The organism is Flavobacterium sp., assembly GCF_043773265.1.
Classification (GTDB): Bacteria; Bacteroidota; Bacteroidia; order Flavobacteriales; family Flavobacteriaceae; genus Flavobacterium.
Genome location: NZ_JAYVFH010000157.1, coordinates 1 through 14,031, shown reverse-complemented (window position 1 = coordinate 14,031; position 14,031 = coordinate 1). Strand labels below are relative to the sequence as shown.

Below are 14,031 nucleotides of genomic sequence, written 5' to 3'. Positions count from 1 at the left end.
GCCAAATCAGATAAATCACTCATTACCGTTTTATAAAAAACCGCTTGTGTCCAATTGATTTTTAAATTGTTTAAAGTTATCGGAGCATCTGCATTTAATTGATCGGAAGCAGGTAATAAATATTTTTCTTCTTTGTATTTTTTGAAGAGCGTAGACATGTCAGCAAAATCTTTTTGACCAACATAAATTTTACGCTTTCTGTATACTACATATTTTTGCAGGTAAAAAGCTATGGCTTCTGATTGGCAAAAATATCTTAAATCTTCTGGAACTTTATAGCGCATTTCTTCGGCTACTCTAAAAAAATGATCAACAGCATTTCTACTAGTAAGAATGATTGCTGTAAAATTATTTAAGTCAATTTTTTGAGCTCTTATATCTTTAGCACTCACTCCTTCAACATGAATAAATGAGCGAAAATCAATTTTCAACTTATGTTTTTGTTGTAAGTCAAAATAAGGCGAATTCTCTACTTTTGGTTCTGGCTGTGACACCAATATCGTTCTTACTTTTAAGTTTGACATGTTTAAGCTCTAATTTTGTGTAATCAAATAATACATGAAATAGTAAGGTGCAATTTCAAGTGCGCAAAGATACAAAATAAAATAAAACAACTTGCTAAATAGTAAGTTTTGATAATTTTTCAATGAAACCACATAAGTCAGCACGTTAATTATAAATAATATACCAATAATTGATAAAATCAGAGAATTTGTTATATAATTCCCGTAAAATAAAATCACACAAACTGGCATTAAAAGCAATCCGATATATGTTCTAAAGGTAACTTTGTATAAATTAAACTGTTCGATAATTTCTTCAATGCCAAATGTTGTAGCTATTATTTTTTCTATCAAGAACTTAGAAAGTATAAAAACTGTCAATAAAGTAAAAATTCTAACAAATAATACCCAATCTGTTTTTTCGCCGTATTGATAATGTGACAAAACTAATTGTATAAAAAAAGAAAATGATATCAAGTTAACTACAAATAAAAGAATATTAAATCCGCTCATTAAATGACTGCTTTCCCTATATATTTTTGTGTATTTGTCTGAAACTAATAACCGAATAAAATCATAAAACCGATTTTCAAACGATGATTTTGCAACTACAATTAGCAATAAAGAAAACACAAAAAGCACTGTTGCCCAATCTTTGGTTTCAATAATTCTCGGATGTAATTCTAGTGCTATCATTGCAGGCAAAATTACTAAATTTTATTTGTTGATTAGTATTATAATTTTATTAAGATTATAGAGTTATAAAAAGAGTATTTTTGCATAAACATTTAAAGATAAATATGAATTGTGGTATTGTAATTATTCCAACTTATAACGAAATTGAAAATATAGAAAGCATAGTGAGAGCTGTGTTTTCATTGCACAAATCATTTCATATTCTTATTGTAGATGATAATTCGCCAGATAAAACAGCCATTAAAGTAATTGAACTTCAAAAAGAATTTTCTAAATGTCTTTTTCTAGAACAAAGAGAAAAAAAATCTGGACTTGGTACTGCTTATGTTCACGGTTTTAAATGGGCTTTATCTCGTGATTATGAATTTATTTTCGAGATGGATGCCGATTTTTCACACAATCCATATGATTTAGAAAAACTCTATGATGCGTGTCATTTTGGCGGTGCCGATTTGGCAATTGGTTCAAGATATGTTACTGGGGTAAATGTTGTAAACTGGCCATTAAGTAGGGTTTTGTTATCCTATTTTGCTTCGGTTTATGTAAGAATGATTACCGGAATGAAAATTATGGATGCTACAGCAGGTTTCATTTGTTACAACAAAAAAGTTTTAGAAAGCATCAATCTAGATAAAATAAAATTTATTGGATATGCTTTTCAAATAGAAATGAAATACAGAGCTTTCGCCAAAAAATTTAATATTCAAGAAGTTCCAGTAATTTTTACAGATAGAACCAAAGGACAATCTAAAATGAGTGGTTCAATTATTAAAGAAGCCATTTTTGGAGTATTATCATTAAGAATAAAAAAGTTTTTTAATCAATTGTAAAATGAGTACTGTTTTAATAAAAAACGCAAGGATTGTAAACGAAGGAATTGTTTTTGAAGGCGATGTTCTAATTGAAGGCGAGTTTATAACAGAAATTGCCCAAAGTATAAGCCACAAAAGTTCAGACTGCAAGGTTATTGATGCCGAAGGAAATTATTTAATTCCTGGTGCAATTGATGATCAAGTACATTTTCGTGAACCAGGATTGACACACAAAGCTGATATTGAATCAGAAAGTAGAGCTGCCATTGCTGGCGGAATAACTTCGTTTATAGAACAACCCAACACAGTTCCCAATGCTGTTACACAAGAATTATTAGAACAAAAATATCAAATTGCTTCACAAAATTCTTATGCCAATTATTCTTTTATGATGGGCGGAACAAACGATAATCTTGAAGAAATTCTAAAAACAAATCCAAAAAATGTTGCAGGAATAAAATTGTTTCTTGGTTCGTCAACAGGAAATATGCTTGTTGATGATGAAGAAACTCTTGAAAAAATATTTTCATCAACCAAGATGCTAATTGCAGTTCATTGCGAAGATGAAGCAACTATAAAATCAAATTTAGAAAAATATAAAGCCGAATTTGGTAATGAAATTTCGGTTACTTCACATCATTTAATTAGAAGTGAAGAAGCATGTTATTTATCCTCTTCCAAAGCAGTAGAACTGGCAAAGAAAACTGGTGCGAGATTGCACATTTTTCATATTTCAACAGCCAAAGAATTAGAATTATTTACCAATAAAATTCCGTTAGAAGAAAAAATGATTACCGCTGAGGTTTGTATTCATCATTTATGGTTTACCAACGAAGATTATGCGGCAAAAGGAAATTTCATAAAATGGAATCCGGCAATAAAAACTGAAAATGATAAAAATGCTCTTTGGAAAGCACTTTTAGACGATACAATTGATGTAATTGCAACCGATCATGCACCACACACATTAGAAGAAAAATCTCAAGATTATTTAAATGCACCTTCTGGCGGACCAATGGTTCAACATGCAGTTGTTGCCATGTTTGAAGCACATCATCAAGGAAAAATATCGGTTGAAAAAATTGTAGAGAAAATGGCTCATAATCCTGCAAAGATTTTTAAAATAGAAAAACGAGGTTTTATTAAAGAAGGTTACTATGCTGATTTAGTAATTGTAGATCCAGCAAAACCATGGAGTGTAAATAAAGAAAATATTCTTTATAAATGTGGTTGGTCGCCAATGGAAGGTACCAATTTTAAATCAAGAATTTCTCATACATTTGTAAACGGACAATTGGTTTATGAAAACGCAAAAGTCAAAGAAATTAAAGCAGGACAACGTTTACTTTTTGATAGATAATTTATGAAAAAAACAGTTTTACTTTTTATATCACTTTCTTTTCTAGTAATAAGTTGCAAGGATCGCGTTGTTGCAAAACCAAATAATTTACTTGATGAAGACCAAATGGTTTCTATAATTTATGATTTGTCATTACTTGATGCTTTGAGAAATCAAAACACAACAGGAAACACAAAATATCCAACGCCAACAAAGTTTATAAAAGAAAAATACAAAATTGATAGTGTAACTTTTGCCAAAAACACTCAATATTACGCATCAGATATTGTAAAGTATAAAAAATTATACGAAAAAGTAAAATCTAAACTTGATGCAGATAATGAAAAACTAAATGGTAAGAAAGAAGAATTACCTTTGGATGTTGGAGTTGTAAAGTAAATATTAGACTATTAATTATTCTTCAAGTTCAGAAATAATAATTGTTTTAAAAGTTTTGCAAGTAAGATCACTTTGTTTAATTGGTTCTAGTAAACATTTTGGGTCTTTACTACAAGACCAAAAAAAATCTTTGTCAATTTCAAATACCTCAGGATTACAATCATTTTTTCCTACGCAAAATTGATAAGTTTGCTCAAATTGATTTATTTTTCCGATTAAATTATTAAAATATAATTTATTATCAATTTTATTTAGCCATCTAGCTATTTTTATATTTGTATTTGAATCTTTTAAAAGTATATAATAAAATTCCTTTGGCTCATCTCCAATTGTAAATTGTTTGATAATTTCAATTTTATCAAAATTTATTTTCTTTTCAGTTGATATGTTTTGGATAAGTCTATTTTTTAGAATTTCTAAATCGGTTTTAAAAACATAGTTATCATTTTTAATTATTGCAATAAGTTTATTGCTCTTTAATTCATTTTGATTATTAACTAATTTGTTTTGAGCACAACTATAACTCAAAATAATGAAACAACTAAAGAGCAATATTTTTTTCATTTTTTATATACCTTTAATTTATTGTGACACTGGCAGTTTTGGTACAGCTACTTGTACAGGAAGAACATGTCCAAACTTTATCTCCAGTAGACATTATGTGTTGGTATGGAGTACATTGAGCGCCAGAACAATTTGTACTAGTGCAAGTAATAGAACCTGTATTAGGAGAATCATCAATCATAAGTGCTCTATTTGTGTTTATTAATTCAATTGCAGCTTGATGATATCCTATATTGTCTATTGCGAATAAACCGTAATAATATTTAATTGGATTACTTCCTTCTATAATATTTTTTCTTATAAACAATGTTTGATATTTTACTTCACCTAGACCTTGCTCTTTTGCTAATTCTGAAAAATTTGCAAATAATTGATTTCTATCCGCAGTTATAATATATTCTCCATTTCTTTCTTCACCAATTATTTGTTTTGCAACAAATCTATTAAGTGAAATGTTAGTTTCATTTAAAGCATTGCTTTCTAAACTATTGTTACTTTCTTTTGAGCAAGAAAAAAACATAATGAATGAAAACACAATTAAAGATAAAAATGCAAATCCAGAAATTAAAATTTTAATTTTTTTCATAATTTTATATAATTAAAACTAAACATTTATTTGTTTAGTATAGTAAATTTCAAAAAAAAAAAAAACCAATTACAAAAAAATTAACTTAATTTTAACATATTAATTCTTAAAACATCCCACAACTTCATCCAAATAAGTATCAATAGGTAAAAATTCATACTTTAAAAACGATTTTATTTTTTCGTTAGAAATTAAATCCGTGTTTTGAAGTGAATAAGATGCTTGTTTAGAAATTTTTCTTTGGCTTCTAAAAACTAAAGAAAAAAGCCAATCCAATTTCCAAGCTAGTGATAACATCCAAGATTTAGCTTCAATTTTTGGTTTTTTTGCACCAATTTTTTCTGCAATACTATAAATAATGTCTTTATATGATATGTTTTCTGATATCAAAATAAATCGTTCACCATTAGAAGTAGAATTCATTAAAAGTTGCATGATTTTTACAACATCTGTAACAGCAACATAAGCTGTTGAACCATTGGTGTAAAAAGGAATTCCTTTTTGTATAGAAGTAAAAAACGCACCACTTCCTTGATCGAAAAATCCCGGACCAAAAATCACACCTGGATTTACAATTACAACCTGTAAACCTTCTTGAAATCCGCGCCAAACTTCCATTTCGGCACCATATTTTGAAATGGCATAATCACTGTGTAACTGCTCTGGATTCCATTCTGAGTCTTCTGTAATTGTACTTTCATTTTGCGCCAAATTGCCAAGCGCAGCAATAGAACTAACGTAACATAGTTTTTTTATGTTTTCATCAATACAAAAATTTACAATATTGGCTGTGCCTTCAATATTTACTTTTCTAAGTTGGTCTTCATCATCTGGATTAAATGAAATACTTGCTGCGCAATGGTATACATTATCTATGTTTTGAAAAGCTATTTCAAGCGAAGGAATTTCCAAAATATCGGCTCTTACCCAATCAATTTTTGAAAATAAATCAATTTTTTTATAAAAATCAAAAAGTGATTTGGTTTTAATAATATGTTTTTCATTTCTATAAATTGCGCGAACAGTTTCTTCTTTGTTTTCTAACAAATGAAGTAGTAAATGTGAACCAACTAATCCTGTTGCGCCAGTAACTAATATCATTTGGTAAAGATAGCTTTTTTTAGTGTTTTGTCATTGCCATTGACTTTAGTTATATTTGCGCAAAATATAGTTTTTTAAGATGAAGAATTTAGTACAAGAATTGCAATGGCGCGGTTTGGTTCATGATATTATGCCAGGAACAGAAGAACAACTTTTAAAGGAAATGACAACTACATATATTGGGTTTGATCCAACAAGTGATTCTTTGCATATTGGTAGTTTAGTACCAATTGTTTTATTAGTTCATCTTGAACATTTTGGTCACAAACCAATTGCTTTAATTGGTGGTGCAACAGGAATGATTGGTGATCCATCTGGAAAAAGTGATGAAAGAAATTTATTAGACGAAGTAACTTTAAATAAAAATGTAGCTGGAATAAAAGCAGTTTTATCTCGTTTTTTAGATTTTAATTCTACTGCAACAAACGCTCCAATACTTGTAAATAACTATGATTGGATGAAAGATTTTTCATTTATAAATTTTGCTCGTGATGTGGGTAAACGAATCACTGTGAATTATATGATGGCAAAAGATTCTGTAAAAAAACGTCTTTCTAGCGATGGTGAAGGAATGAGTTTTACCGAGTTTACATATCAATTAATACAAGGATATGATTTTCATCATTTGTATAAAACTTATAATTGTTTGCTACAAATGGGTGGTTCAGACCAATGGGGAAATATTACAACAGGAACCGAATTGGTTAGAAGAATGAATGGCGATGGAGCAAAAGCATTTGCAATGACTTGTCCATTAATTACTAAAGCTGATGGATCTAAATTCGGAAAATCTGAAGGTGGAAATGTTTGGCTTACAGCAGATAAAACTTCGGTTTATAAATTTTACCAATTTTGGTTGAATACAACCGACGTTGATGCTGAGAAATACATTAAAATATTCACTTTTTTAGATAAATCAACTGTAGATTCTTTAATTGTTGAACAAAACGAAGCACCACATTTAAGAGCTTTACAAAAGAGATTAGCCGAAGAAGTAACTACATTTGTTCATGGAAAAAATGAACTTGAAAAAGCGATTCAAGCTTCAAATATTCTTTTTGGAAATGCTACTGCTGATGATTTAAAACAATTGGATGAAGCAACATTTTTAGAAGTTTTTGATGGTGTTCCGCAAGCTGAAATTTCTAAAAATGATGTCGATGCAGGAATTGATATTGTAACTGTTTTAAATGAAAAATCAGGATTTTTTAAATCTAATGGCGAAGCAAGACGAGCATTGACAGCCAATTCTATTTCGGTAAATAAAGCAAAAATCACTGAAGATTATAAGTTGACGATTAATGATTTAATCAATAATCAATTTGTGTTATTGCAAAGTGGAAAGAAAAATTATTTTTTATTACGAGTGGTTTAGTTTAAAGATTAAATAACCATTAAATTACAACCACGAATATCAGAATTATCAAAACGTCCCAATACTTCAAACGAGTTATTGGGATATTTTTTACCCAAATCTTGCGTTGCAATAAATGAACATGAATTAATATTTGCTAAATCAATAATATTAATTCCACCAGTTTTTCCGTTTGAAACATATGAAAGAGCATCTTCGGTGTCACGAATTAAGACATTCATCCAACTCGGACATTCGAAAATTCCGTTTCCTAAAGAGTATGCTTGCGATAACAATTCGGTCATTCCATATTCTGAATGAATATTTGTAACTCCAAATCCGTTACAAAGAATTTCATGTAATTCTTCTCTAATAATTTCTTTGCGTTTGCCTTTCATTCCTCCTGTTTCCATGATTATTGTGTTTTTTAATTGAAATTTTTGCTTTTCAATTAAATCCAATAAAGCATAAGTTACACCAATTAATAAAACATTTTGACCTGAGGAATCTAATTCAATTAACTTTGAAATCAGTTCATCATAATTATGTAAATAAAAACCACTATTTTCATTTTTTGATAATTCAATTAAATCTTTTACCATATAAATCAATGACGAACCTTGACGTTCTAAATAGGATTGAAGTAATGCTAAAACTGCATAATCTTCAATGTTTCCATAAAATTCTGAAAAACCATTTCTATAACTTTCTTCATATAAAGAAATATCTGTAACTAGATGTTTGCTTGTAATGATTCCGGTTGTTCCGCTACTTGTAAACGTTTCTTGAATAGTATCATTTGAAGAAACAACATCATGACTTTTAAAAAATTGAATTGGCAAAAAAGGAATTTGTTCAATTGATTTTACGCTTCCTTTTTCGACTTTTAGAAACTCACAAAACTCACGATATACACTATTGTTTTCATATTGAAAACGAAAGATTTTTAAAGCAATTTTTTCGAATTGCTTTTGAGATGAAATGGTGAATATATCTTGGTTTGAAATCAAAAGATTGTTTTTTGTAAAAGTAATAAAAATAAAAAAGCTCCAACGTAAATTGGAGCTTTCTATAAAATATAAAAAGTAATTATCTGATAACTAATTTTCTAGTTGCAGTTTTACCTTCTTCAGTAATTTTTACTATGTAAAGACCACCTTTTAAGTTGGCAACATTAACTTCTATTGAAGTAGTTGTTGTATTTAAAACTTGTTTCCCTAGTATATCATATATTACAATAGTTTTTTCGCTGTTTGCAGAAGTTTCTACAAATAAAGTTCCGTTAGAAACTGGATTTGGATAAACTCTTAAACCAGTAATACTATTTTGAGCAACAGCCAATAAAGCTGGAGTTGTAGTTGCAACTCTCAATTCGTCAAAAGTAATTGTTGGAGTTGTAGTAGCTGTATCTTGTCTTAATAAAAATCCACCTAAATCTGCTAATGAAGTTGCAGGTAAAACTACTACTGGAGTATTAGTTAAAGTTGGTGTTGTAGCAGCTGTAAAAGTTGCCAAGTCTGGATTAAACCATGCTTTTAAAAGATTTGTTGCAAAATCATAACCCATAACAACATAAACAACATCGCCAGGATTTCTTAAAGTAGCATCATAGTTTGTTGTTGTACTTGCAGAATCAAATCCTAATTGGTATTGAGCAGCAGTTTTTTTAACAAATAATCTTGCTTGAATACTTTTATTTGCACCAGTTAACCCAGCAAAATAACTTTCTGGTACAGTTGCAGTCATATTACTTACATCAGTAACATTAATAATAAAAGCTGCATAAATTGTTCCAGTTGTTGTAGTTGTAAAAGGTGTAAAACATTCAATACCAGCACCAGAAAAAGCTACAGAATTACCGCTAGAAGTATATCCAGGATAATTTAAACTTCCAGCCGCAGCAACAATATTGTCACCAGTATTTACATTTACCCATTTTTGCTCTAAACCTAAAGAGTTTCCGGCTGTGTATGGAAAAGATTCGCCATAAGGTAATGGATTAATTGGTTTACATTCTGAAGGAGCAATAATTTTTGTAAATCCACATCCACCAGAAACTGTAAGTGTAACTCCAGTTCCTTCAGTAATGTTAGAAATTGTAATGTTTCCAGTTGCTACAGTTGATGGATTGTCACCACCAATAGTTCCAGATGTAGTTGCTAAAGTATATGTTCCAGAATTTCCTCCTGTAAATGGTATAGTAGCTGTGTAAGTATCAATACCTAAAGTTACAGCATCACATAAAGTAGTTTCTGTTCCTAAAGTCAATGGACATGCTGCTGTGTTAAACCAAGTTGGATAAATTCTAATACCATCAACAGTTATGTTTTGAGCCAAATTATATTGACGTAAATAAGCACCTCCAACAGTTGCAGAACCAGCACCAGAGTTTATAGCTGTTGGTGCTCCAGCAGCAGCTTCTGTAGCAGGAATTCCAGCAGGAATTATCCATAAACTAACTGATCCAGTTGCAGAAACATCATATTTTATTACTGCTAAATAAGTTGTTGCAATATCAAAATCGGTAGTAGAATAAGAAACTGCATTGTTTCCAATTCCGAAATTTACTTTTCCAGCCGTTGCTGATGGTTTAGCATATAATCTTGCAAACAAAGTTGTAGTTCCTGTACCTAAACTTAAGAAATATCCATCAACTGCTGTAGTTACATTTACCATAAATGAATAATAAAGAGAACCAGAAGTAACTGGTGCAGCAAATGCTTTGTTTACATCTTCACCAGTATTATCCAATCGAGCAGCGTTTCCAACTGCAGCAGCTGTAAAGCCAGTTAATCCTGAATAACCAGTATAAGTAAGACCATTTGAAACTCCAACATCAACAGCATTTGTACCAGCGCCACTATGAGCTGTCCAACCATTACCAGTTAATAAAGCACTATCTGGGTAATTAAAATCTTCGGATAAAATTTGTTGTCCAAAAGACGTAGAAGCAATTACCAATAAAAGTAAAGAGTAGATTTTTTTCATTGTTTTTTAAATAAAATTAGACATCAAAGATACGGACAATTTTTATAATTAAAAATTATCAAAGTAAAAAAAAAGTTAAATCTATACGATTTAACTATCTGACTATTAGTTTTCTGGTAGAACTAGCTTCACCTTCTTCAATTTTAATGATGTAAACACCAGGATTTAAAGAAGAAATGTTTAATTCTCTCGATGTTAAAAGCGTTTGAAGAACTTTTTTTCCTAGAACATCAAAAATTGTAATTTGCTTGTCTTCGTTGTCTTTAGTAGTAATATATATCTTACCAGTACTAACAGGATTAGGATAAAAACTTAAACCCTCAATAGCATTTTCTTGTGCTCTTGAAGTTGGCTTACCTTCTTGTGCCAACGCACTTGTAGTGCTAAGACAAAGGAACAATAGGATAATATAAAAGTAATTTTTAGTCATGAGTACAATGTGATTAATACAAATATATAAACTTTATTTCAAATACAATGCCAAATAGCAAAAAAAATCCTTCTTAACTAAAATTTAGCAGAAGGATTTTTTAAATATAATTTAAAATTTGATTATTGAATTAAATTTACACCACTTACTGTAGCCCAGTTTCCTAAAGTTAAAATTGATCCTGTTGAACTTACAGCTGTTGTAAATTGACCACTCGGAAAAGCAACTGTTATAGCTGAAGTAGCACCAACTGGAGTAGTTTGCGTCGTGTTACTAATTTTAACATTTGTTAATTTAATTTTATTTCCATTAACTTGGTTGGTGTTTGTTGTAGCATCTTGAATTTTTACTGCTGCACCATTATAAGTTGTTGTTCCTTCGGTATAAATACCATATCCATCTATTATAACGTCATTAAAATCGCCATTTCCTTCTTTTTTAAATTGAATAGCATCAATTTGAATATCTCCTGCAACTTCGGGAGTACAACCTGCAGCTCTTTTTAAAGTTATTTTGTTAACTTTTGGATAAAATGCATTGTTGTTATTTGAAGCTTCAATTTCAATACCAAAATTTCCTTTAACGACCTGATAAGAATACCAGTTTGTGTTTAATTGTCCTCTCCATCCATCTTGCCAATCATAGCTATCATCATAATTTCCGTAAGAAACAGCATTAGTTAAGCTTACAGATCCGCCATAAAATTCAAATCCGTCATCTGCACCTTTATAAGATACTAAATGGTCTAAAGTAGTTCCTGAACCTACAGAATAGAAAGAAAATCCGTTAAGCTCTTTTGTTCCATCGGCAAGTTTAGAACCTGCATATTCTACTCTTGCATAATTTAATGATCCACCATTGTGAGTAGCATTTGTTCCACCATAAGGCAAAGCATTTCCGTCTTCTGATGTTGAAGTTGTAATGCCACCAATTGCATTTATTGGAGCATCACCATACATTATTATTCCACCCCAAGAACCAGGAATTGCAGACACTTCTGTAAACACTACAGGTTGAGTTTCTGTTCCATTAATGTTTAATTTTCCACCATTTAGAACAACTAATGCGTTATCACCAGTAGTTTTGTTGCAAGTAATTGTTGAACCTGCATCAAAAGTTAAAGTTACACCTGATGCAATTTTTACAATACCTTTTAAAGTATAATTGCCAAAAGCAAATGTTTTGCTAGTTGTGTAAGTTCCTGTAATTTCTCCTGTAGCTGGAACAATTGTTGTTGTTTCATCATTGCTGCTTGTGCAACTTGTAAAGATTGAGCTGATAATTGCTAATCCTAAAATTAATTTTTTCATAGTTTTTGTTGTTTTTTATTTTGATAAGCAAATTTACATTTAGATTGTTTTTTTTGAGTTATGTAAGTATTATAATAAGGTTATTTTAAATCTAAAATAAGTTGAATTAATTGTTAAGAAACTTTATTTCATTAACACCAAAAGCCATTCGGTTGTGAATGGCTTTTGGAAATATAATTATACAATTATTAAAAAGTATATCCAAGATTTAATGAGAAACCAACGCCTCTTTTATAATCGTTGAGTGTTCTTGAATTTTCATTAAAACTTGATGAACTATTGTTTCCAAGTTCAAATTTTACTTTTGGATTTAAAAGATTATCTGCCGAAAATTTTAAATCTAAATGTTCTGATAATTTACTACTCCACACAAAATCTAGTTTGCCAACAGGTAATTCATAAATATGATCATAAGGAATTGTGCCCACACTAAAAATTCTTTTTCCAAATACTGAATAGACTAAAGATGCAGTATTACTCCATTTTTTATTCAAATTAAATTGATATTTTAAATCAGAATTTACTAGCCATTTTGACGCACCTTGTAAATCTCTATCGCTGTGAGTTTCTAGAATATTTGATGATTTTACATTAGTTTGCATTAGTGATGTATTAAATCCTAAAGAAAAATCAGATAAATTTTTATTAATTCTTGCAAAATCTACTATAAATTCTATTTCTGCACCATATAAGGTTGCTTCATTAGAGTTGATATAGGTTGTTATTAATCCGTTTGCAGCATTTGCAATAAATGTTCTTTCTATTGGATTGTTTAATTTTTTTCCGAAAACACCAATTGCTAAAAGTTCTTTATTGGTAGGAAAGATTTCATATTTAAAATCTATATTATAATTATCACTGTTTTTTAAATCTTTATTTCCTCTTGTTGCAGTTCCATCAGCGTTAATATATTCAATTGGAAAAGCTTCCATGATAACAGGTTTGGTATAGGTTTTTCCTGTTGCAAAACGAAGGTTTGATTTTTCGTTCATAACATATTTTACATTTAAAGAAGGTAAAATATAATTAGTGTCATATTTTTTCTTTACAAAAGGTTGGTCAAACGACCCATTTTCTCTATATTTAGTTTCTCTATATGTCTTTTCATATCTAAGACCACCATTTACTTCCCATTTTTCGCCAAAATGAAATAATAAATTTGCGAAACCTGCTGTTGTATATTCAAATAATTTTACTTTATATTGAGCATTAGAACTTTCTCTAAAGTTGAAATTACCAGCAGCTAAATCTGAATTGATTACACTATCAATATCATTTATTGGTGATGAAAATGAAGGATGAGAATTAGTTACTGCAGAAACAAAACGATAAGACGAAACTGTTTCTGTTGAATTTGAATTAAATCCAACAGTAATTTCGTTTTTCTTGTCATTTTTTCCAAACTTTAAATTGTATTCTCCAAGACCAGAAATATAATAGTTTCCGTTAATATCTAAGTATTGACGTAAAAAATTGTTACCTGTATAAGAAGTTAATATCTCGCCGTTGTCTTGCAGAGTTCCGCCAAAGAATTTTCTGTCTGGTTGCTGAAAATTAGTTTTAGAATAAGAAATTCCACCTTTAATAGATTGATTTTTATTTTCGGATAAAAAATATTTTCCATTAAGTTGAGCAGTCAAATAATCAGATTGATCTAATTGATTAGTTCTAATTAAATAATTTGGATTATTAACTTGGTTACCTTGAATTCCAAATTGATCTTTTATTGCACTTTCTGTGTTTTTTAAATAAAATATACTTGAAGTTAAGTCTAATCTTTTAAATTTATAGTTTAAACCAAGTAATGCAGATGTATTAGTTTTATATCTATATTCACTACTATAAAAATCGTTGTTATAAATAATTTCAGTAGCACTACCTTGAACGGTTCTTTCTACACCTTTTCTAACAACATAACTATTATCAAAATTTAATGATAATAAATAGGT

The 14,031-nt window shown here is 29.6% G+C and carries 14 protein-coding genes; 4 read left to right on the top strand and 10 right to left on the bottom strand.

Translation table 11 applies throughout. From position 1 onward, the window contains the following. Both ACH2BO_RS08675 and ACH2BO_RS08670 read right to left on the bottom strand, forming a co-directional pair. Positions 1 to 524 (bottom strand): uroporphyrinogen-III synthase (locus tag ACH2BO_RS08675; protein ID WP_395044350.1); only part of this gene is annotated, 524 nt, incomplete at its 3' end. A gap of 9 nt (positions 525 to 533) precedes the next feature. Continuing rightward, the gene (locus tag ACH2BO_RS08670; RefSeq protein ID WP_395044349.1) at positions 534 to 1,199 is read right to left on the bottom strand and encodes a DUF4271 domain-containing protein; all 666 of its coding nucleotides are present in this window, start codon (positions 1,197 to 1,199) and stop codon (positions 534 to 536) included. Between the two features lie 104 nt (positions 1,200 to 1,303). Here ACH2BO_RS08670 and ACH2BO_RS08665 point away from each other — a divergent pair, with 104 nt between their 5' ends. Genes ACH2BO_RS08665 through ACH2BO_RS08655 form a run of 3 tightly spaced genes read left to right on the top strand, consistent with a single transcriptional unit; the run spans position 1,304 to position 3,749 of the window. Next, complete coding sequence (locus ACH2BO_RS08665; RefSeq protein WP_395044348.1) at positions 1,304 to 2,029, top strand: polyprenol monophosphomannose synthase; 726 nt, start codon at positions 1,304 to 1,306, stop codon at positions 2,027 to 2,029. Between the two features lies 1 nt (position 2,030). After that, positions 2,031 to 3,371, top strand: a complete 1,341-nt coding sequence (locus ACH2BO_RS08660; protein WP_395044347.1) for a dihydroorotase — start codon at positions 2,031 to 2,033, stop codon at positions 3,369 to 3,371. A gap of 3 nt (positions 3,372 to 3,374) precedes the next feature. Beyond that, positions 3,375 to 3,749: a DUF4296 domain-containing protein gene (locus tag ACH2BO_RS08655; protein ID WP_395044346.1), complete on the top strand. Its 375-nt coding sequence runs from the start codon at positions 3,375 to 3,377 to the stop codon at positions 3,747 to 3,749. A gap of 15 nt (positions 3,750 to 3,764) precedes the next feature. Here the strand turns inward: ACH2BO_RS08655 and ACH2BO_RS08650 are convergent, their stop codons facing one another. From ACH2BO_RS08650 to ACH2BO_RS08640, 3 genes are all read right to left on the bottom strand, one after another. After that, positions 3,765 to 4,313 (bottom strand): hypothetical protein, encoded by a 549-nt coding sequence (locus ACH2BO_RS08650; protein WP_395044345.1) that lies wholly within the window; start codon positions 4,311 to 4,313, stop codon positions 3,765 to 3,767. Between the two features lie 13 nt (positions 4,314 to 4,326). Then, on the bottom strand, positions 4,327 to 4,899 hold the full coding sequence (locus ACH2BO_RS08645) for a hypothetical protein (RefSeq protein WP_395044344.1): 573 nt from the start codon (positions 4,897 to 4,899) through the stop codon (positions 4,327 to 4,329). 99 nt (positions 4,900 to 4,998) lie between these two features. Then, entirely contained in the window at positions 4,999 to 6,000 is a 1,002-nt protein-coding gene (locus ACH2BO_RS08640; protein WP_395044343.1) for an NAD-dependent epimerase/dehydratase family protein, read from the bottom strand. 79 nt (positions 6,001 to 6,079) lie between these two features. On the opposite strand from ACH2BO_RS08640, the gene tyrS reads away from it, so the two are divergent. After that, entirely contained in the window at positions 6,080 to 7,375 is a 1,296-nt protein-coding gene (gene tyrS / locus ACH2BO_RS08635; RefSeq protein ID WP_395044342.1) for a tyrosine--tRNA ligase, read from the top strand. A gap of 8 nt (positions 7,376 to 7,383) precedes the next feature. Here the strand turns inward: tyrS and ACH2BO_RS08630 are convergent, their stop codons facing one another. The 5 genes from ACH2BO_RS08630 to ACH2BO_RS08610 form a co-directional block, all read right to left on the bottom strand. After that, a complete protein-coding gene (locus ACH2BO_RS08630; protein ID WP_395044341.1) occupies positions 7,384 to 8,364 on the bottom strand; it encodes an acyl transferase in 981 nt (326 codons plus the stop codon). Between the two features lie 79 nt (positions 8,365 to 8,443). Then, on the bottom strand, positions 8,444 to 10,342 hold the full coding sequence (locus ACH2BO_RS08625) for a T9SS type A sorting domain-containing protein (RefSeq protein WP_395044340.1): 1,899 nt from the start codon (positions 10,340 to 10,342) through the stop codon (positions 8,444 to 8,446). 94 nt (positions 10,343 to 10,436) lie between these two features. Beyond that, the gene (locus tag ACH2BO_RS08620; protein ID WP_395044339.1) at positions 10,437 to 10,772 is read right to left on the bottom strand and encodes a T9SS type A sorting domain-containing protein; all 336 of its coding nucleotides are present in this window, start codon (positions 10,770 to 10,772) and stop codon (positions 10,437 to 10,439) included. Between the two features lie 122 nt (positions 10,773 to 10,894). Continuing rightward, entirely contained in the window at positions 10,895 to 12,082 is a 1,188-nt protein-coding gene (locus ACH2BO_RS08615) for a hypothetical protein (protein ID WP_395044338.1), read from the bottom strand. A 188-nt stretch (positions 12,083 to 12,270) separates the two neighbouring features. Further along, on the bottom strand, positions 12,271 to 14,031 hold a 1,761-nt coding region (locus ACH2BO_RS08610; RefSeq protein WP_395044337.1), incomplete at its 5' end, for a TonB-dependent receptor domain-containing protein.